The sequence below is a fragment of the Kitasatospora sp. NPDC058063 genome, from assembly GCF_042885395.1.
GTDB lineage: Bacteria > Actinomycetota > Actinomycetes > Streptomycetales > Streptomycetaceae > Kitasatospora > Kitasatospora lactacystinica.
Window position 1 is genome coordinate 66,987 of record NZ_JBHVSD010000033.1, and the last position, 19,298, is coordinate 86,284.

At 71.2% G+C, this 19,298-nt stretch carries 16 protein-coding genes; 13 read left to right on the plus strand and 3 right to left on the minus strand.

Annotated elements, in window-relative coordinates:
* The first annotated feature begins 9 nt into the window (after positions 1-9).
* Together ACFVUY_RS38200 and ACFVUY_RS38205 are read left to right on the plus strand one after the other, a co-directional pair.
* Positions 10-501 carry a hypothetical protein gene (locus ACFVUY_RS38200; RefSeq protein ID WP_387736706.1) on the plus strand — a complete coding sequence of 164 codons (492 nt, stop codon included), beginning with the start codon at positions 10-12 and terminating at the stop codon, positions 499-501.
* Positions 502-580: 79 nt separating this feature from the next.
* Entirely contained in the window at positions 581-1,147 is a 567-nt protein-coding gene (locus ACFVUY_RS38205; protein ID WP_387736707.1) for a flavoprotein, read from the plus strand.
* A 249-nt stretch (positions 1,148-1,396) separates the two neighbouring features.
* On the opposite strand, the gene ACFVUY_RS38210 is transcribed toward ACFVUY_RS38205, so the two are convergent.
* Together ACFVUY_RS38210 and ACFVUY_RS38215 are read right to left on the minus strand one after the other, a co-directional pair.
* A complete protein-coding gene (locus ACFVUY_RS38210) occupies positions 1,397-3,097 on the minus strand; it encodes a hypothetical protein (protein ID WP_387736708.1) in 1,701 nt (566 codons plus the stop codon).
* Positions 3,098-3,290: 193 nt separating this feature from the next.
* The gene (locus ACFVUY_RS38215; protein ID WP_387736709.1) at positions 3,291-3,869 is read right to left on the minus strand and encodes a hypothetical protein; all 579 of its coding nucleotides are present in this window, start codon (positions 3,867-3,869) and stop codon (positions 3,291-3,293) included.
* Positions 3,870-4,123: 254 nt separating this feature from the next.
* On the opposite strand from ACFVUY_RS38215, the gene ACFVUY_RS38220 reads away from it, so the two are divergent.
* Entirely contained in the window at positions 4,124-6,403 is a 2,280-nt protein-coding gene (locus ACFVUY_RS38220; RefSeq protein ID WP_387736710.1) for a type IV secretory system conjugative DNA transfer family protein, read from the plus strand.
* Positions 6,404-6,725: 322 nt separating this feature from the next.
* On the opposite strand, the gene ACFVUY_RS38225 is transcribed toward ACFVUY_RS38220, so the two are convergent.
* Positions 6,726-7,202: a helix-turn-helix transcriptional regulator gene (locus ACFVUY_RS38225; RefSeq protein WP_387736711.1), complete on the minus strand. Its 477-nt coding sequence runs from the start codon at positions 7,200-7,202 to the stop codon at positions 6,726-6,728.
* Positions 7,203-7,399: 197 nt separating this feature from the next.
* Here ACFVUY_RS38225 and ACFVUY_RS38230 point away from each other — a divergent pair, with 197 nt between their 5' ends.
* From ACFVUY_RS38230 to ACFVUY_RS38275, 10 genes are all read left to right on the plus strand, one after another.
* The gene (locus tag ACFVUY_RS38230) at positions 7,400-8,548 is read left to right on the plus strand and encodes a hypothetical protein (RefSeq protein ID WP_387736712.1); all 1,149 of its coding nucleotides are present in this window, start codon (positions 7,400-7,402) and stop codon (positions 8,546-8,548) included.
* A gap of 76 nt (positions 8,549-8,624) precedes the next feature.
* Positions 8,625-8,888: a hypothetical protein gene (locus ACFVUY_RS38235; protein ID WP_387736713.1), complete on the plus strand. Its 264-nt coding sequence runs from the start codon at positions 8,625-8,627 to the stop codon at positions 8,886-8,888.
* A gap of 35 nt (positions 8,889-8,923) precedes the next feature.
* A complete protein-coding gene (locus tag ACFVUY_RS38240) occupies positions 8,924-9,442 on the plus strand; it encodes a hypothetical protein (protein ID WP_387736714.1) in 519 nt (172 codons plus the stop codon).
* Positions 9,443-9,465: 23 nt separating this feature from the next.
* Positions 9,466-12,006: an ATP-binding protein gene (locus ACFVUY_RS38245; protein WP_387736715.1), complete on the plus strand. Its 2,541-nt coding sequence runs from the start codon at positions 9,466-9,468 to the stop codon at positions 12,004-12,006.
* Positions 12,003-12,620: a hypothetical protein gene (locus ACFVUY_RS38250; RefSeq protein WP_387736716.1), complete on the plus strand. Its 618-nt coding sequence runs from the start codon at positions 12,003-12,005 to the stop codon at positions 12,618-12,620. Before ACFVUY_RS38245 ends, ACFVUY_RS38250 begins: the two co-directional genes overlap by 4 nt.
* Positions 12,617-14,707, plus strand: a complete 2,091-nt coding sequence (locus tag ACFVUY_RS38255) for a hypothetical protein (RefSeq protein ID WP_387736717.1) — start codon at positions 12,617-12,619, stop codon at positions 14,705-14,707. The genes ACFVUY_RS38250 and ACFVUY_RS38255 overlap by 4 nt, the downstream gene beginning before the upstream one ends.
* Positions 14,708-14,710: 3 nt before the next feature.
* Positions 14,711-15,478, plus strand: a complete 768-nt coding sequence (locus ACFVUY_RS38260; RefSeq protein WP_387736718.1) for a hypothetical protein — start codon at positions 14,711-14,713, stop codon at positions 15,476-15,478.
* Positions 15,478-16,710 (plus strand): peptidase M23, encoded by a 1,233-nt coding sequence (locus ACFVUY_RS38265; RefSeq protein ID WP_387736719.1) that lies wholly within the window; start codon positions 15,478-15,480, stop codon positions 16,708-16,710. Before ACFVUY_RS38260 ends, ACFVUY_RS38265 begins: the two co-directional genes overlap by 1 nt.
* A 15-nt stretch (positions 16,711-16,725) precedes the next feature.
* On the plus strand, positions 16,726-17,679 hold the full coding sequence (locus ACFVUY_RS38270; protein WP_387736720.1) for a hypothetical protein: 954 nt from the start codon (positions 16,726-16,728) through the stop codon (positions 17,677-17,679).
* A gap of 389 nt (positions 17,680-18,068) precedes the next feature.
* A complete protein-coding gene (locus tag ACFVUY_RS38275; protein ID WP_387736721.1) occupies positions 18,069-18,350 on the plus strand; it encodes a hypothetical protein in 282 nt (93 codons plus the stop codon).
* The last annotated feature ends 948 nt before the right edge of the window (positions 18,351-19,298 follow it).

Sequence of the window (19,298 nt, forward strand, 5' to 3'; positions counted from 1 at the left end):
ATGCCGGGCATGCTCAGCGACTTCCCCGTGATCGACGCCGAAGCCTTCCCGCTCCACCTCGCGATTCCCGGCGGCGACGTCGTACTCCTGCAACCCGTCGCCCGCACCGCGCACCCCGGGCTCGAACAGGCCTACTCCGAGGCCGTGTTCGACGACGCCCCCGCGCTCCAGTCCGCGGCCGGCGTCCACCTCACCGCCCAGTGGCGAGTAGCACCCGACCGCCGCCACGTCGTGCTGATCCTCAACGGCCGCTCCCCGCGCACCTTCACCCTCGGCGTGCGCTACGCCATCGAAGACGACCGCGAACGCGAGTTCTTCCTCGCCCTGGCCCGCCACCCCGGCCAAGTCCTGCTCACCATCTACCCGGACAAGGGAGACGTTGTCCGGGCCGCCGCCGCACTCCAGCAGGGCGACCCCCTGTTCGCGAACCTCGGCATCGGCATCGATGACGACCTCTACTGCCGCCCCCTGCTGCGCCTGGCCACGACCCCCGCGAGCTAGCGGCCCACCGCAGACCCACACCGGCCGGTGGACCGGGCGGCGCTTGCGCAGCCGGGCCGGCAGGGGATGGACTGCCCGGGTGACCAACAACGTCTTGTACGTCGTCGCCTTCGCGGCCCCGCCCGTCCGCCACATCTCCGCCCCGATCCGCGCCGCACAGGCCGCCGGCTGGGACGTCTGCCTGATCCTCAGCCCCTCGGCCCACCGCTGGGCCGAGGAAGACCCCGACCCCGATGCCGGGTTCGAGCTCGGCGCCCTCGCGGAGCTCACCGGGCACCCGGTGCGCCACCGCTACAAACTGCCCCGCGAGGCCGACGTCCTGCCCGCACCCGACGCGCTGCTCGCCGCCCCGCTCACCTGCAACTCGCTGAACAAGTGGGGGGCCGGCATCTCGGACACCCTCGCCCTCGGGCTGCTCACCGAGTCCATGGGCATGGGCCTGCCGGTCGTCGCCCTGCCGCACTTCAACGCCGCGCAGGCCAACCAACGCGCGGTGCGGATCCACGCCGCCCGCCTGCGGGAGGACGGCGTGCACCTGCTCCTCGGCGAGGGTGGATTCGTGCCCCACCCGCCCCGGCACGGCAACCTCGCCGCCTACCCGTGGACTGCTGCGCTCAACGCCTTGCCGCGCCTGGGTGCTTCCTGACCGACCGTCCTGCCCGCTGTCGTGAGCGTGGACAGCGAGCCGACACCGGGCGCAACGGCGCCCTTGTGACGGCCGGCTGGGAGGTGCTCGGCCGGGACGGCCGCCTGCTCGGCTTCCCAAACGTGCTCCACCGTCCGGCCCCGGCCGTCGGCGCCCGCATCGCCGTGCCCGCCCAAGCCCTGCCCGCAACAGCACCACCGTGCCGTGCTGTGCTGTGCCGGTGTCGCTCGGCCGGGCAACTGCCGTGGCCTATCGGCCCTTGTGGCCGCGGCCGGGGCCGTGGCCCGGCCGGCCGTGCCACCAGGGCAGCGCCTCGCGAGGGTTGTACCAGACGTGGGGCCAGCCCGCGCGTGCTTCGCCGTTCCCGTCGTCCGCCGAGTCCAGCGAGCCGAACGAGTACAGTGCGCCCGGGTCGCCGCCGGGGTGGATCGGCCAGTCCTCCGGCAAGTTCATGCGTTTGGCGCGCTCGCGCCGCAAGGCCTGAGCGAAGGTTCGGCGTGAAACTCCCGCCTGTTCCGCGAGTTCGGAGACCGTCATCACCGGCGGCATCCCGTCGTCGGCCGCCTCAAGCGCGGCTTGCGCCTCGGTCCGGTCGGTGTAGAACGCGGTTTTCGTGCTCTCCGCCCGGGCCCTCAGCGGCTGAGCGGCAGGGCTGGAGTTGGTGACGACAATCTGCTCCGTGAGTTCCCAGAGCTCGCCCAGCAGGGCGGTTCCCCGGTGCATCCGATGCCCGGTGAGGGTCAGGGTGCGGGTGGACATGATGCCCGCGGCCAGCGGGCGCGTGCTCTCGCGGGAGTCGGCCGGGTCGCTGGTGACACGCTCCGTGTCGGCCCAGTCCTGCCAGGGCAGTTCGGTCGCCAGCCGGTGCCAGTCGGTGGCGCCGAGGATGCGCGCCAGAACGCCGTGCTCCTCCAGTGCGGCGAGTTGCCGGTTCGCAGGCGGCCAGGCGCCGCCGATGCGGCCGGTGGAATCGAGCACCTCGGCTTTCCTCCGGGCGCCGTCGGACCAGACGGCAAGGTGGTGCCGGGGGCTGATGTGCAGGGGCTCGACGGGCGTCGTGGTCACCACGACGGGGTCCAGCCAGCGCTCCGGATACGTGGAGGCGAAGTCGCGCGCCACCTCGGCTTCGGTGGCGAACCAGGATACGGAGCCGGTGAACTCGACCCGGGTGGTGTCGTCCGGGATGACCGGTGCCCGCACCGACAGCAGATGATGCAAGTCGTAGCTGCCTCCGCGGCGGCCACGCTCGCGGTATTCGGTCACCAGTCGGCCGGGGGTGCCGGCGGCCAGCAGGGCGGCCAGATCGCGCGCGGGCGGGAACGGAACTTCGGGCTGCTTGCCGTGCGCGTAGTCGATGTGGGCCGCCAGCGGCCACCCGTGCGCCTCCCACCACTGTGGGGGCCGGGCCGCCAGTGCGCCCGCGTCCTCGACGGTCTCAAGCGTCCAGTACAGCCGGAACGCCAGATCGTGCGGGTGCCAGCCGCCGGAGCGCAGCACCACCGCGAGCTCCGGCGCGACGCCGTACTGTTCGACCGGGGGCAGCAACTCGTCCAGGAAGGCCGCGGCCTCGCCGTCGTCCAGTCGCCGGCGGATCAGGAACGGGTGGTGCCGGCTCGGCGAGTCGGCATGGCGCCAATCGGCGTAGACCCCCCGCACCCACAGCGGCACGATCTCCTTCTCGGCCGGGCGCTTCCACTCGGGCCACAGCTGATCGGGCGGGCACCAGGCGGCGGGCAGGCGCGGTACCTGCACCCACAGCCAACCCTCCGCCGCGTCCACCCACACCGGGAGGTCCCGCGATGGCACCGCCGCCTCGGCGCGCACGCGCCCGCCCGGAAGGGCCAGTGTGTGCGACGTGTCGTCGTAGCGGGCCCAGTAGCCCCTGATCTCCGAGTACGAGGGCCGTTCCCAGCCTTCGAGTTCACCGACCGTCAGATCACGCAGCATCATGACGAAGCTCCTCCCTGAAAAGGTGTCACCCCGAGGTTACATCTTTTATTGGCCGGCAGTGCGCACTTCGTGAGAACCCCGGCGGCGTGCCGGCCGGTACGCCGCCGACGGCGCACGGACAGCGGCATCGAACCGCAGCACGGCGTCACCCGCCGCGCCCGGCCGCCGGGGGCCCCGCAGACAGAGCGGACACTCAGCCGTCGGAGAGGTGCGCCTCGACGTACCGTGCAGCAGCGCCCACGGACCCGAGCCGAGGCGAGACACGCCCCCAGCTCTCGAACACCAACGGCGCGAGATCGCCGACCACGTCGAGTACGGGGTCGACGCTGGCCGTGTACGCGATCCCGCCCTGGCGGCCGCTCGTCGTCGCGATGAGACCGACCACGTCCTCGGGGCGCACTCGGTCGACCTTCACGCGGGTGGCGAGGTAGGCGTCGGGCTGCGCCTCTTCGCGCGCGAACCGCGGTGGCCCGGCATACAGCCACAGGCTGCCGGCCTTCCGGGGGGCGGTGCCGTACCCGAGGATGGCGGCTCGGGTGGTGCGGGTGCTGATCGCCTCGCTCGTGATGACGTGGGCGACGCCGCAGGACCCGCACACCGCGCGGACCTCGATGCGCCGGTGCTCGCCGCCGTGACCGCAGTCCTCCGCCGGGCACCGGTGGCCGTGTTCGCGGCCTGCGGCCTCCTTCGTGGCGATCTGCCAGGCTGGCCGCCGGCACCCGGGCAGGTGGGCAAGATCGGACCACCCGAAGTACGCGCGTTCGATGCTCAACTCGTTCTCCTCGCTGGTGTTCGTGGTGCAGCGGCACGGCCTCTTGCGGTCGGCATGCGCGGCACGCGGGCCGCCGCCAGGTCCAACGACCGCGGCGGGGAGGCGTTTCACGGTGCAGGCCGCCACGGCGTCGAAGCGCATCGCTCGCGGCGTCGGCGCCCCGGGGCCGGTGCCTTGGCCTGTCGCCGGGGTGAGCCATGATCGCTGCACGGCGCGTCGCACGTGAGCGCGCGGGACGACGGAAGGGGGACGGGATGATCGAGGTGGCGGAGCAGTTGACGCTGCCCGGCCCGCTTGGCGACTTGTCCGGCGGCATGTTGGCGGGCGGGGGCGGGCTGCTGCTGGCGGCGCTGCTGGCGCTTGCCGTGGTGGCCAGTCAGCACAAGGGCCAGCAGGGGGAGAAGGAACTCAACGAGGCGATCGAGAAAGCGATCGGATCAGTGATCGGGGCTGTCGTCCGGTACGTCTCCGGCCGGGATCTCGTGGGCGAGCAGCGCAGCCCGGCCGGGTGGTGGAAGTCGGGCCCGCCGGCGCCGGACGATGCCCGCACCGAGACCCCGGTCGAACTTCTCGGCCTGGCACCGGCCGCGGTGGTGGCCAAGCCGAAGCAGCGCGGCGGGGTGGCGCGGGTCGCTCTCGCGGTGACGGCGCCGGTGCGGTGGGCGTGGGGGGCGGTGGCCGGGCTGTGGCGGGTGCTGCGGATCTGGCACCGGTGGCCGCATGCTGCCCGCACGGTCGTCCGCCTGGTGCCGCTGGTGGCTGCGTGGGCCTGGTGGCGGTGGCCGCACACCACCCCGCTGGTGCTGATGGGTGTCGGCGGCGCGGTCGTCCTGGCGGCACTGACCGGACCGTCCGCACTCGGCTGGTGGCGGGCACCGAAGCCGGTGTGGACAGATGGACAAATCTACGGCCCGGCGTTGTGGGTGGCGATGCGTCAAGGCTTGCGATTCGAGGGGTCGGAGCCTGACAAGAGGTGGCTGCACATTCCCGACGACGTGACCGCCGAGGGTGAACGGATCGTGCTCCGTATCCCGATCAAATGGCCGGGCGCGCCGGAGGCGAAAGCCTTTATCGAGCGGGCTGTAGAGGAGCGCGTTCCCGGGGAGTGGGTTCCCCGGTGGGAGCGTACATCCCGTGAGCACTATGTCGTGTGGACACCCAAGCCGAAGCCGAAGGCCAAGCCGAAACTGCCCGCGTCCGTTCCGTGGCGGCCGACCGGCGACCCGCGCAAGGTCCTTGTCGGGCTCGCCGTCGACCGGTTGGAACTCGCGGATGCGATTATCGAGACGCAGACCGCCACCCCGCACTGGGGCGTGGCCGGTGCCACCGGCTCCGGAAAGTCGACGGTTCTCTACATCCCGGTTGTTCACGGCCGTATGCACGGTGAGCTGATCGACATCCTTGACACCAAGAGGAACAGCCTGATCGAAGCTGACGGCCATTCGGGAATCCGGGTCCACAAGGACGTCCGGTCCTGCATCTCGGCCTTCGCTGAATTCCTGGTCAGCATGATGGCTGCCGAAGCCGCGTTGGAGCGCGGGGCGGACCCTGCGCTGAAAGCGACGCTGATTCCGCGCACCCTGGTGGTGGATGAGCTGCCGACCCTTATCAAGCTCGCCTACACGTGGTGGCGGTACGGCCTTCGGGGCAAGGGCGTTCCCCCGTTCCTCGATTGGCTCGGAATCATTCTTCTGCAAGGCCGGTCGTCCAATCACCGGGTGGTCGTCGGCACGCAGCAATTCGCCAACGCGTATTTCGGCGGGACCATGGAGCGCGCACAGATCGGGACGCGGGTCACGGTCGGTCAGCAGGACCGCATTTCCTGGGGAGTAGCGTTCGGCCAGAGCACGCCGGTACTCGGCATCGACGTCTCGGTAAAGGGTCGCGGCGCTTTCTCGGACAACCGTATTCACCCCGAGGCGGACCATCTCTATGTCCGCGAGATTCAGCTCAGCTACATTACCCCGGATGTTTCCCGATACCTCTCCCAGTGCCCGCCGGCACCGGCCTGGTTCGACGGCGGCGGGATGGCTCCGTGGATCACCGCTGATGCTCTTGCCGCCGTCAACGAAGTGGCGGCGACGGCGGATTTCCTGCCCGGCGGGAAGTTCGGGCCGCGGCCGCGGGGAGCTGTCGCGCTCCCCGCAGGCGGGGGGATCGGTGGGAGTCTTCCCACGTCACAGGGTGCGACAGCCATCGATCCGACAGCCCATGCGACACCCGGTGCGACAGCAGCCGAGGCGCCAGAGCTCTCCGTGGAGGAGTCGCTGCCCAAGACCTACTCCTTGAGCGAGGCGCACACGGCGGGCATCCTCCCGTGGAAGGCGGCCACCTGCCGAACGTATTTCAAGCGGGGCGTCGAGCGCGGGATCGAGCCGCCAGGGGGCGTATCGGACGGCAGCACTTCCTACTACTCCGAGGCTGAGCTCCGGGCCTGGCTCGCCGCCTGGGAGAAGTGGCAGGCGGACAACAAGGTCGGCGGCCAGCGAAAGCCCGCCGGCGACGCGAATCCGGAGGACGGCGTAGCGGGATGAGAAGCGGGGCCGGACAGAGGATCATTCCTCATGTCCGGCCCCATTCGCTTCCGGCCTGACCGGTAGGCCGGGTGCCGTATCGGATTCCAAGTGGGCGGCTCTCCGAAGAGCCCTGACGAGTTCGCCAGGATCAACCTCGGATCGGCAGGGTCGAAAGTAGGGGCAAAGCTCGGCGGGGAAATCGATGGAACCCCTGCGTGATGCTGCTCCGGGGAATTGTGCCGGGCTGGCGATAATTCGAAGCGGGCTGGAATGCGGAGGCCCGGGCGTGTGCAACAAGTTGCCCCGGCCGGGATTCTGGATCCACCGATTGGGGTGCCCGTCAAGGCTTGTTCGCGGGACAACATTTCGGGGATTTGAGGGACGGTTTGACAGTCGCTTTGGTTCGTAATTTGGGGGTGGCCCGGGGAATGCGTAAGGATTGCAGGAAATCTTTTGAGACGCAGAACTCTGCCGACAGAATGGGAATCCATCGCGGCGGAACGTTCTGTCGCCCGGTTTCGACGTCGCAGTAAGTCGATGTCTGGACGCGTAGTCGTCTGGCTATATCGGCCTGACGCATTCCGGCGGCGATCCTCATCTCCCGCAGGGTGGGCAGGATTCCGAACTCCACGATCTCCCGAACGGAAACCCCCAGAAGATCAGCTAGTTTTCTCAGGCGGAATGGGCGTGGAGGTCTTCCCGTGGTCTCCCATGTCGACACCGTCGACCGTGAGCAGTTGAGGAGCTCGGCGATCTGAGATTGGGTCATTCCGTGCTGCATTCTCAGTTCACGGAGTCGACCTCGACGTATCCGCATCCGGGTGTAGTCCTTCGTCGTTGAAGCGGTGTGGGCCGCACTCTATCCGCCTCGGGCCGGTCCAGATGTTCATGCCGCGGTACTGAGCGTTCCGCCAGAAGCGTTACGAAGTTCTTTGACGAGCCGTTTACGAGCGGTCTATGGTCGATCACCTGTGCGTCAGGTGTGGCGCAGGGGGACGGGGAGGTCCACGGGTCATGCCCAGCTTTGCCACGGTGTTCCGGAAACTCGCTGCTCGGCCGGAACCCCCGGCGTCCGCCGAGCAGCCCCTCCACGCGCCGGCCCCCCCACCGGCCGGCGGGCCCTCGGCGCCATCGCCGGCGAACCCGTGGGAGAGCGCCGGACTCGACCTCGCCGCCCGGACGAGTCGTCAGGGGGCCGTCAGGACCGAGCCCTCGACCACTCCAACGCCGGCCCCGCCCGTCCCGTGGACGGCGCAGGACGAGAAGTCCGGCACCGTCTTCGCCCGCCGCTTCGGCCGCGGGCTGCTGTGGACGGTCGTCGGCCTGGCCGCCGTCACCGGCATCAGGTCGTGGATCACCCCGACCAAGGTCCTGCCCGCCCCGACGCCGGCGCCGACATCGACCGCCGCCGCCTACCCGACCGAGCAGGCGCAGGCCCTCGCCGGCCGGTTCGCACGTGCCTACCTGACATGGGATGAGGCGTCCGCGCCGCAACGAGCCGCGGCACTGACCGCCCTGCTGCCCGCCGGCGCGGACGCGGCGATGGGATGGGACGGCAAGGGCCGCCAGGAAGTGGTGGACGTCGTCGCCGACGAGGTGACTCCTGCCTCGCAGGGGCAGGCCCGCGTGCGGGTCAACGCCCTGGTGCGCTCGGCAGCGGCCCCCGCCCCCGCCGCAGCCGGCACTCCGTCCGCCCCGCAGGCCGTGCCCGCCCAGCAGTGGGTGGCGCTGGAGGTGCCCATCGCCACCGCCACCGCCGGACACCTGGTCGTCAGCGGCCAGCCCGGCCTGGTCGGACTCCCCGAGCGCGGCCCGGTGCTGCAACGCCCGGTCGCCCCCACCGTTGACTCCGCACTCGGCACCGCCACACGGCCCACCATCGAAGCGTTCTTCAAGGCGTACACCGCCGGGGGCGGGGCGCCTGCCGCGACCGCGCCCGGTGCAGTCCTGCCCCCGCTGCCCGCCGGAGTTGAGTTCCGCGCCGTGACCGGGTGGACGATCGCTGCGGGAGAGGGCGCAGACCGGATCGGCACCGCGCGCGTCACCTGGGGTCTGGCCGGCGCGGCGATTGACCAGACCTACCAGGTCACCCTGACCCGCGTCTCCAGCTCGGCCGCCGCCGCGTGGCAGGTCTCCGCCCTCGTCGGCGGCTCCACCGGCTGACCGTCGGCGTCCCACCCAGTAACCGGAGTCGGGACCACCCGTGTCCCGCTCGCTTGCACTGCTCGAAGGGGATTTGATGCACTACCTGGCCCAACCGGACGTCGTACAGCTCGCGCTGACCGATGGAAGCGCACTCAGCAAGTGGTTGATCGTCGTCGCGGGCAACGCATTCCTGGTGTTCTTGATCTACCGCATGGTGGGGCAGTTCTCAAAGCAGAACTGGGGCGGGATGGTGACGACGGTCGCGGCCGCCGTGATCGTGGTCGGTTTCGTCTACTTCACGGATACCAGCGTGGCCCTGCTGGGTGAGGTCTGGACGAAGGTCCAGGGCAACACCTGATGCGGACGGGGACGACGTACACCAGGCATTTCGACTTGGAGAGCAGGCAGCACGAGCTGCTGGGGCTCGACCTCGGCGAGGGCGCGCCACGTCGCGCGCTGATCCTGGGCATGGTCCTCGTCACCCTGTGGGTCGGGCCGCTGCTGCTGCTCCTCGGCCTGCCGGGCCGATACACGCTCACGCTCTACTTCCTGCCACCGGTGCTGACCACCGTCCTCGGCGCGCAGCGCAGCCGCACCCTCGACCGGCGGTGGAACCTGGCCCGCTGGGCCATCTCGACCCGCTACCTGGTGCTGGGGCACCGGCCGATCATCTGCGGGGGCCGGCGCGCGGCGCACCGCACGGAGTGGCTCGGGCGCCGCGCCCGGTGGGGCGCCCGGCTCGATCTGCTCGCGGACTCCCCGCTCGGCGGCCTGGTCGACCGCTTCCTCGGGCCGGAAGGCCAGATCCCGGCGTCCTCGGGCCTGCCACTGCGGTTGGAGGCCAGCCCGCGCCTGTACGGGCCGGACGCCGTGGGCAGGGCGTACGGCCGCAGGGCACTGCACGACAACTAGTCAGTACAGCAAGGGGGATGGGAATGAAACTCGCGCAGCGGATCGGCCGGTTTGTCGGCCTGGGTGGGGACCGGTCGGCGGCGGCGCCGCGCTACACCGCCCTGGCGGACGGCTTGATCATCACGGACCAGCACGCCGAGGCCTGGTACGTGCTGGGCAGCAGCAACACCGATCTCATGAGTGAGGGGGCCCGGGATGCCGAGTTGGACCAGGCGGTCAGCGCCCTGTCCCGCACCCTCTCGGGGATGGACTGCCACCTGCGGGTGCTGTGGAGCCCGCTGCACGCCGACGACTACCTGACCGAGGCCGAATCGCTGTTCAGTGCTGGTGACTGGCCGACGTGGGTCGGCCTCAGGGTCCGCAGGTTGGAGCAGATCGGCCTGCCGTCCCGACACCTGTTGCTCGGGGTGCGGCTCGCCGAGCGTTCCGGCGGCGGCGCCGGGCGCGCCGTGCAGGACGGCCTCGGGATCGGCTCCGCCTCGGTCAGCGGCCGGGAACTCACGAAGTTGGACGCCATGAGCCGCCGCCTCGGCCGGCGGCTGGAGGCCAGCCCGTGGAAGGCCCAGCCAGCCAGCGTGGAGCTACTGGCCTGGATGATCAGCCGCGAGCAGCACCGCGCCGCACCGATCCCCGCCCCGCACCACGGACAGGTCACCGGCGCGCAGCTCGCCAACCTGACCCGAGGGCGAGTCCTTCCCCACCCCGATCACCTTGAGGTGGTGGGCGCGGACGGCGAAGTCGCCGCGTGGTCCGCCATCCTGACCATGACCGGATTCCCTGAGGAGATGGATGTTCCCGGGCCCGGCGAGTGGCTGCGTGCGCTCGCGGAGATCAGCTACGTGCCGGAACCCGAAGGCGACGACTTCGACATCGACTCGGACGCGCTGATCCTCCCGGTCTCCCCGGAGGCCTCCGTCCGTTTCACGGTCCGACACAAGCGCGACGCGCTCAAGACCGTGGAGTCCGCGAGGCGCCTCGCCAAGGAACAGCGCCGCAGCGCCGCCCAGCACTCCGCGGAGGACCCGGGCCGCGACATCGCGGAGACCGAGGACGTGATGGCCGGCCTCACCCGTGACATGCGCCGCGCAGACCTCACACTGGTGGAGGACCACCCGCGACTGGTCGTCACCTCGACCGTCAGCCTGGCGGACCTGCGCGCCCGGGTGGACGCCGTCGTCTCCTACTACGGCGGTGTCGGCATCGAGGTGGGCGTAGCGGAGGACGAGCAGCGGGAGCTGTGGCTGGAGGCCCAACCCGGCGACCGGCTGCGCGTCGCCGACCTCGGCCACGTGCGCGACGCCGTCGCGTTCTGCGGGTCCTGGTTCTGGGGCGGCGCGAAGGTCGGCGACGACGAAGGGCCGATCGCCGGCTACCTCACCGGATCGACGCCCGGACCTTTCCGCAACGACGTCACGGCCGGCTCCGACCGTGGCGACGCGACCACGACCGCGATGATCGGCCGATCCGGCCGCGGCAAGTCCACGGCCGTGATGCTCAGTGCCTTGGACGCCGCGTTCCGCGGCGCGTTCACTTTGGCCTTGGATTTCAAGGGGGATCTTGGCGGGCTGGTCGTCGCCGCGGAGAAGTTCGGCCTGCCCGCCCGTCTGGTCGAGACCGGCGCGAAGTACGCCGGGTTCGCCGATCTGTTCACCCTGCTGTCCGGGGAAGCCGCCGAGCGCGCACAGATCGAGGTCCCCGCCCAACTCGGCATCGCCATCCCCCCGCACCTGCGCGCCCGCGGCGCCGAGACCCCGATCCAACGCGCGGTCAACGCCATCGTGGCCGCGGGCCAGCCGGCGACGTGGCGGGTGATCGAGCACCTGCGAGGCGACGCCGATCCGCTTGCCCGCGAGACCGGCGATGCCCTCCACGAACTGGCCCAGACCGGGATCGGCGCGCCGTTCATGGGCCGGCCGAGCGAGGAGACGATCCCGCTGCGCCCGGAGCCCGGCGTGTGGGTGGTGCAGATGCCGGGGCTGAGCCTGCCGGACGCGGAGGCCGACAGAGAAGACTGGAACGTCTCCCAGCGACTCAGCGTGGCGCTGATGCACAGCATGCTGGCGTTCGGCGTGACGACGGCCGGCCGCCGGGATTTGCGCGGCCTGCGGAAACTCGTGGCGGTGCCCGAGGTGCACGTCCTCACCGCGACCCGCGAGGGCAGCGCGTTCTTGTCCTATATTTCCCGCGTTGGCCGCGCGCTTGGGACCTCCCTGCTCCTGGACACGCAGGACCCGGAGTCCCTGGCCCGACTGACCGGCGTCGTCGAGCAACTGACCACGGTTGCCGGGTTCCAGCTGACCACGGCCAGCCAGCAGGACGCCCTGGCCGAGTTGCTCGGCCTGCCCGTCGACCGCCACAGCCGCGCCCTGATCCGCTCGGTCGGCCTGCTGCCGGACGGCGAGATCCGACACGGCCACTGCATCATCCGGGACCGCCGCGACCAGGCAGCCACCGTGCAATGGGACATCCCGTCCTGGGAGCTGCGGCAGTGGCTCGACACCTCCCCGAAGGCCACCGCCGGTGACGGCGACGGCGCCCCTTCCCTGGACAAGGTGACCGCATGACGACGATCCGCCGCACCCACGCCGCCGCCCTCGCCGCTGCCGCTGCCGCCGTTCTCGTGGTGGCCGGCTGCGGCTCGGACGGCGGCACGACCACGGCCGACGACCCGTCCGCCGCCGTCCTCAAGGCCGCCCGGGAATACCAGGAAGCCGCCAACCACGGCGACTGGCCGAAGGCCTGCCCGCTCATGACGTCACGACTCCGTGGCGGCACGCCGGCCGACTGCGAGACCAGCCACGCGGGCAACCTCGCCAACGTCGACCACTGGTCGCCCACCCCCACCACCCCCCAGACGCCCACACTTCCGCCGGCCACCTACGCGGACGGCTCCACCCCACGCCCGATCGCCACCACCACCCCCACCGGCCCCGACTACGCCGACACCGGCAAAGTCGACGCCGGCCACCTGACCGCCGTCCCCGCCGCCGGAAGCCACCCGGCCGGCTGGGCGGTCTACGCCACGTGGTCCGTCACCTGGCCCGACAAGCCGAGCGACACCGACCGCCGCGCGCTGCGCCTGGTGCAGGAAGACGGGCGGTGGCTGGTCGACCAGCACGAGGACGCGATCACCTCGCCGGCGGAGCTGACCGCCATCCTCGGGAGGGCGGCGAAGTGATCCCCATCTTCCCGCTGCTCAGCAGAGTGCCGCGACTGAGGAACCTCCTGATCCCGTTCATGTTCTTCCTGTGCCTGGGCACGATGCCCGCGCACGCCGCGAACATCAGCCCGGTCGGGATCGGCGACCTGATGCCGTCGCCGAGCACCAACATCCCCAGCGGCGGCACGACCATGTTCGAGACCTACAACAACATGTTGTTGTGGGAGTTGGACTCCGACCTCGGCGTCTCGGACGTGCTCGACGGCACGCTCGGCGCGTTCGCCGACGTGTGCATGATGCTGATCGTGGTCATCGGCCGCGCGGTCGTGGTCGTCGTCCAATGGCTCTTCGCGCTGACCAGCATCCCGGAGCTGGAGCACGCCATCACCCGCAGCATCGGCGGCGCGGCCACCGGGCTGACGGAGACCCTGCTGCCGGCCGCGCTCGCCATCGGCGCCGTGGTGGCCTTCGCCGACCACAAACGCAGCGGCGGGAACGGCGGCCTGTCCCAACTCGCGTGGGTCGCGGTGTCCGGCGTCGTCTCCATCTCGCTGCTGACCTCGCCCGGCGCATGGGTCTCCGGCGTCGACACCGCGCGCACGGTCGGCGCCGGCATCACCATGCAGGCCACCAGCGCAGGCCTCGGCGACGGCACGCAGTCGTTCCCGTGGCAGATGGACCACGCGCCGCAGTTCACCGGAAATCCCAGGGACGACGCGCTGCGCAAGTCCTCCGACAGCGTGTGGCGCGCCTACGTGGCCGGCCCCTGGTGCCTGGCCGAGTTCGGGTCGCTGGAGGCGTGCCGCAAGTTCGGGCCGGGGCTGATGGCCCAGGGCGACGACCCGGAGAAGCGCAAGGAATGGCTCCAGGACAACGTCACCCAGGACGCCGTGGGCAAGGCCTCCGTCAAGTGGCGCCAGGGACACCGTCCCGCGGCCCGCCTGGCCGTGCTGTTCTTCTGTCTTGTCTCCCTGCTGATCTTCGCCGTCCTGGTGCTGATGCTGTGCTTCGCCTCGCTGGCGTCGCTGCTCGGCGCCCTGATGCTGCTGCTCACCGGCGTCATTTTTGCCTGCCTGTGGGTGATCCCCGGGAAGCCCCGGCAGTGGGGGATGGCCTGGTTCGACCAGCTGCTCGGCCGCACGTTGGAAAGTACGGTCGCCACCCTCGTTCTTGGGGCCGTGCTCAGCATGCAGACCGCGACCACGCAGATGTTCGGCACCTACGGCTGGCTCCCAAGTGCCGGTATTTCCATCGCAGTTGGGGTAGTCGGGATTAAGTTCCGCCGGACGATTGCGACGATCTTCGGTGTCTCCGGTAGCAGCAGTTCCGGTGTCGGCGGCCTGATGATGATGCAGGCGCTCACCAAGGCGGGCGGGCGCCTGCTCAAGCGCCGCCCCTCGAAGGGCACCCCGAAGAAGGGCAAGGGCCCCGGCGGTGACAAGGGCGGAAGCGGCGGCCCCGGCGACGGGTCCGGCTCTGGCTCGGCCGGTGGCACCGGCACCGGGACCGGACGCTCCGGTGGCGGCGGTCAACCTCCGACGCCCACCCGTCCCCGTCCCATCCCGCCGCCCCCGCCACCGCTGCCGGACCAGGCGCTCGACCCCGCGCCCGCCCGCGTCCCGCTGCCCGCAGGCAGCCGCACCGGGAGCGGGAGCACCACCAGCGACCACCGCACGTCTCCCCGCCCGCTCCCGCGTCCGGAGCCGCGTCCGATCCCGGCCGCGGCTGGCAGCGGCACCGCCCGCACGCCGCTGTCCGCCGACACCTCAACGAGCCGCCCGGACGCCGGAACGGGGGACCGGCCCGCGCCCATTGCCGAGCACCACCGCCCGGAGCTGCCGCCCGCCCGCACCGCGCCGTCGGCCGTCGAGCCGACGCCCGCACGCGACGACGACGGCCCGGAGTACGGGTTTCGGCAGGCACCTCCGCCCCCGCTGCCGGGCGAGCCGCGGGTCGTCCGCGGCGAGGTGATCAGCCGCACCCCGCCCGTGGTCGCGGACCGGCCGCCGCGCCGCCGCGGCACCACGACGCCGCCGCCCGCCCGCCGGGTGGCACCCGCCGCCCGCACGCAGGTGCCCACCCCGCGCGCCACCAGGAGGGGATGACCCATGTCCGCCGACCGCGAGCCCACCCCGCAGGAGTGGCGCGAGATCCTGAGCCGGCCGTTCGACCTGCCCGAGGAAGCGCGCACCGGCACCCGCCGCCAGCGCCGCGCGGCCCGCGCCGAGCACCGTCACGCCAGCAAGCAGCAGACGAGGGCGTGGATCGAGGAGCAGCGGCGCCGCGACCCGGTGAGCCCCGCCGGGGCGATCCTCGCCGTCCTGCTGATCCTCGGCATCGGCGTCGGGGCCCGGCTGCTGTGGCCGAGCGGCGGACACCAGGCGGCCGGCCCCGCGCCGGCCGCCTCGGCGGCGCCCACCGTCGCCCCCGGCGGGCTGCCGCCGGTGCCGACGACCACCGCGCCGGACACCCCCGAGCCCACCCACGACCGCACCAACCCGGAGGCCGTGGCGCAGGAAGCGGTACGGCTCTACCTCACCCGCGACTCCGTCAAGGATCAGGACCACAAGGCGTCGGTCGAGAGGGCCGCTCCGTACCTGACGCCCGCCCTGGTCGCCAACCTCGAAGGGCACACCGACCCCGGCTTCGTGAAGTTGGTCAGCCAGGGCGCGGCCTCGGCGAAGGTCACCGCCGTGACCCTCGCCCCGGCGGACCCCGGCCTGCCGCCAGACACCCCCCTGCGGATCTGGCGCAAGGTCACCGCCACCATCACCGTGACCGGCTACGACACCACCACGCAGACCACCGTCCTACAGGCCGAGGTCACGCAGACCGACGACGGCCAGTGGCGGGTGTCCGCCCTGCTGGGGCTGTGATGGACGGCTACGACGTCGCCCGCTACGCCGCGCAGGCCGCCGGCCGCGGCCTGATGCTCAAGGCCGTCGCGGTCGTCGCCGCGCTGGGCATGGTCGGCCTGCTACTGCTCGGCCTGATCGCCGGCGGCACCGGCACCGCCAGCGCCGCCGGCAGCCCGTGCGGAGGCCTCGGCACCCCCGGCGCCCCGCTGCCCGGAGGCAGCAACGGCGGCTCCACCGGCGGCGCCAGCGGCACCCCCCACTACCCCGGCGGCCCGATGCGCGCCAAGCAAATCGAGAACGCGACGACGATCGACCGCATAGCTCAAGAGGGTGGACTGCCCGGCCGAGCGACCCTGATCGGCCTGATGACCGCGCTCCAGGAGAGCACGCTGCTCGACCTGCCCGGCGGTGACAGGGACTCGATAGGCCTGTTCCAGCAGCGCCCGTCGATGGGCTGGGGGACGGTCGACCAGATCAAGGGCCACCCCGACTACCAAGCCCGGATGTTCTTCTACGGCTCTCCCACCGGCGACCCCCGCGGCCTGACCGGCGTCCGATACTGGCAGGACATGCCCCTCGGCCAGGCGGCGCAGGCCGTGCAGCACTCGGCATACCCCACCCTGTACGACCGTCAGGAGCAAGGCGCCCGCGAGATCGCCGCCCAAGCCGGCATCGACCTCAACCGCGCCGCCACCGCAGCCACCGGCACTGCCGCGGCAACCCCCGGAAACGTCAACGCCACCACGGGCAACGGGAGTTGCTTCCCCGAAGCCCCCAGCAAGCCGGGCGCCCCGTTCCACGATTCCGCCTCGGCCTGGCCCGACACCGTGAAGAATCCCCGCGACACCGCCGGCGCCGTTGCCTGGGAACGCAACGAGGCCGCCAACGGCCCCGGGAAGTGGAAGGCGATGTGTCTCGCCTCGACCGCCGTTGCCTACGGCTGGGGCTACGCCGGGTACACCAACCCCCCGACCAACACCCACGCTTGGGCGATCGAGCACTACCGCAACATCATCCCGGCCGCCTGGCGGCACGACGGAGACCGCAACCCACCACCGGGCGCACTCGTCTACTGGGACACCGGCGGACAGTACGGACACGTAGCCGTCTACATCGGAGACGGAAAAGTAGCCTCGACCGACATTCTGAGGCCCGGATACATCGACATCGTCCCCGCCGAAACAATCGAAACAAAATGGGGAGCCAAATACCTTGGATGGGCGCCGCCTTATTTCCCCGCAGGGGGATAAAGGGAGAAAGAACCGATGACCATCGACCCGACGACCGTCCCCGCCGCGCCCCTCTACACCGTCACCCTCACCAGCGCCGGCGGCGCCCTGCTCAACGGGGAGGAGGTGCCCGTCCCGCCAGGCGCAGACCTGCACGAGGTCCGCATCTCCGCCCTACGGGAAGTTCAGATCAAGGCGGCGCTGCTCGACCGGCCCGTCCGCGTCACCGCCAAGGAACCTGACGGGTCGGTGTGGCACATGATCGTGCCGGTCGTCGGCTCACCGATCACCCTCACCCATCCGCACCCCCAGCCAGCACAGCCCACGCCGGCGCCTCTGACCCGAGCCGCCTACCCGCTACAGCAGCCAGCCCCTGATCCGACGCAGCCACGCGCTACGCCGAACCGGCCGTTCGCGACCGGCCCCGTACAGCCTGGTGCGGGCATCGCCAGGCCTATGGACCCCCGTGCGTCCCGCCAGCGCATTCCCACCCCTACCGAGCCCCTCCTAACGATCCCGTTGGTCCCTGCCGCGCCGTCCGGCCACTGGGAAGAGCCGATGCCGGCCGCCTACCGCCCGCTTCTCCACCGGATGCGAGCCCAGCAGGAAGCCGGCGACTACGACGGGGCCCTCGCAACAGCCGAACTGGTCGAGTGCGCGCTCGCGGAGCTCTTCGGCCCGCTCCATCCCCACACCGTCAACCTGCTCAGCATCCGGGCATGGCTGACCTACCGGCGCGGGGCCGACTGGGCCGAAGCGGCGGAGATCGCCCTCGCCGCCGTTGAGCGCCGACGCCAGGCGAACGCCCCGAGGGCCGACACTGAGCGCCTGGCCGTCGATGCGTACCGGGTCTGGCGCAGACTCACCCAGGACGACCCGGCATTCGCCCAGGAACTTGCCAACCGACTCGTTGAGGTCCTCGACCACGACGAGAAGCGCGCGAAGTCCGTGATCGGATGGGTTGAGAGCGGCGCAGCACGCCCCGCCTGACCCCCAGTCCGCCGAGCCCCCTTGCTCCTCCCCCGGCAAGGGGGCTTCGGCATGCCCGGGGCGCAGAGGTAGGGCGCAGCAGCAGGCAAAGGCACTTCAAGGGTCCCGTGGTGGTCCCCAGGGTGCCACGCGGCCCCCGAGGGGCCGCCCTCGGGCCCTGGCGGGCCCTGCGGGTGGTTCGCCGGGCGCCTACGGCGCGTTCACCGGCGACCCAGTCCGCTTCGCGGACCGCCCGCCCGGGCGCCTCCTTCGTCGGCGCGTTCACCGGCCGGGTTGACGGCCCTGCACCTCGCTGCCGCTCGGCGCGCACCAGGCCGCCAAGCCAAGGGCCGCGCGGCCTCCTGTGGCCCACCCCGGACCTTCCCGGGGGAGAACCCACGGAGGAAGACATGAGCGACACCGACAGCCGCGAGACGCTCCCGGTGATCATCAACGGCGACACCTACCACCGCGACATGGTGTCGACGCTACTCAACGTGGCTGCCGACATGATCATTGATGACCTCCTCGGCGGTGCCGTGGAGGGCCCCGAGGTCGACATCGTCAACCTGATGGTCAATGCCACGCTTGCCGTCCTCGACGGTGAGGCGGACAGCCTCGACGACGTGATCCGCACGCAGTACAGCATCGAGCCCGACGAGCTGCGCGGCTGGTGGTCGAACTGGAGCTAGCCGGACCCGCTGCCGCTCGGCGCATCCGCTGGCAGACAGGAGCCGTGACCAGGGCGCAGCAGGGGAGAAGTCGACCCCCGCTGCGCCCTTCCGCGTTGCCGAGGGCCGCCTCGACCGCTGCCGGCCGGGCGGTCCCCTCGGCATCTGCGCCCGAGGGACGGCGCCGGCCGGGCAAACCGCATCCCGGGAGCCCAAGGAGTGTGGAAGTTCTGTGCAGATGGAAGCCGGAATCAGGCGTTACGGAGCGTGATCACCGGGGCCCCAATCGACAGCCCTCCGGGCTGGCACAAGCTGCCCTTGAAGTGGCCTCCGGCCACGGGCAGCCACACCCCCGCTTCGCGGGGCCGAAAGGGAAGGCCGCCCCTCCGAGTGGCCTTCGGCCACGGGGCGACAAAATACCCTTCCCTGACGGTCAGCCGCTTTCGCGGCGGGCCCCTCAGAAAGTCGCTTCGCGACTTGGGGCCCATCCCTGCGGGGCTATTGAATAAACCCGACTGAAAGCCCTAGGATTGAATAAGAAGAGATTCTGATAAAGGCCCAGAGAATGCCTCGAAAAAGCCGAGAGAATCAGGCGACGCAGGCTCCATGACGGGCCGTCACGCCGTTATTTGAGCGAGCGTCGAGAGGTCTAGACCACACAGAGGGTTGCCAAGGTGACCTGAGGCCGCTACGCTCCTTCCCAGTCAGCCGAGCACCTGTCGGCGTGAAACGCCGTCAGGTGCCAACGCCGCGAAGCGGCAAAACCCCAGGTCAAAGGCCGCGCAGCGGCCGAGAGAGCCACCCACCAGCCTCCGCGAAGCGGAGGTCTGGCCCGCGAAGCGGGCCCCGCCGGCGGCGAAGCCGCCGGCCAGCGATCCGCGAAGCGGATCGCTGTTAGTAAAAGGCGGACCCCGTTTCCGACCCAGGCTCGTATACACAAAATACGCAGCCGACGACGTAGGGCGTGTA

Excerpts from the sequence above, each read along its gene's own strand:
- ACFVUY_RS38265 (WP_387736719.1), top strand. The coding sequence starts at position 15,478 with ATGGACGGCTACGACGTCGCCCGCTACGCCGCGCAGGCCGCCGGCCGC.
- ACFVUY_RS38210 (WP_387736708.1), bottom strand. The coding sequence starts at position 3,097 with ATGATGCTGCGTGATCTGACGGTCGGTGAACTCGAAGGCTGGGAACGG.
- ACFVUY_RS38200 (WP_387736706.1), top strand. The coding sequence starts at position 10 with ATGCTCAGCGACTTCCCCGTGATCGACGCCGAAGCCTTCCCGCTCCAC.
- ACFVUY_RS38245 (WP_387736715.1), top strand. The coding sequence starts at position 9,466 with ATGAAACTCGCGCAGCGGATCGGCCGGTTTGTCGGCCTGGGTGGGGAC.
- ACFVUY_RS38225 (WP_387736711.1), bottom strand. The coding sequence starts at position 7,202 with ATGCGGATACGTCGAGGTCGACTCCGTGAACTGAGAATGCAGCACGGA.
- ACFVUY_RS38270 (WP_387736720.1), top strand. The coding sequence starts at position 16,726 with ATGACCATCGACCCGACGACCGTCCCCGCCGCGCCCCTCTACACCGTC.
- ACFVUY_RS38220 (WP_387736710.1), top strand. The coding sequence starts at position 4,124 with ATGATCGAGGTGGCGGAGCAGTTGACGCTGCCCGGCCCGCTTGGCGAC.
- ACFVUY_RS38260 (WP_387736718.1), top strand. The coding sequence starts at position 14,711 with ATGTCCGCCGACCGCGAGCCCACCCCGCAGGAGTGGCGCGAGATCCTG.
- ACFVUY_RS38250 (WP_387736716.1), top strand. The coding sequence starts at position 12,003 with ATGACGACGATCCGCCGCACCCACGCCGCCGCCCTCGCCGCTGCCGCT.
- ACFVUY_RS38230 (WP_387736712.1), top strand. The coding sequence starts at position 7,400 with ATGCCCAGCTTTGCCACGGTGTTCCGGAAACTCGCTGCTCGGCCGGAA.
- ACFVUY_RS38235 (WP_387736713.1), top strand. The coding sequence starts at position 8,625 with ATGCACTACCTGGCCCAACCGGACGTCGTACAGCTCGCGCTGACCGAT.
- ACFVUY_RS38275 (WP_387736721.1), top strand. The coding sequence starts at position 18,069 with ATGAGCGACACCGACAGCCGCGAGACGCTCCCGGTGATCATCAACGGC.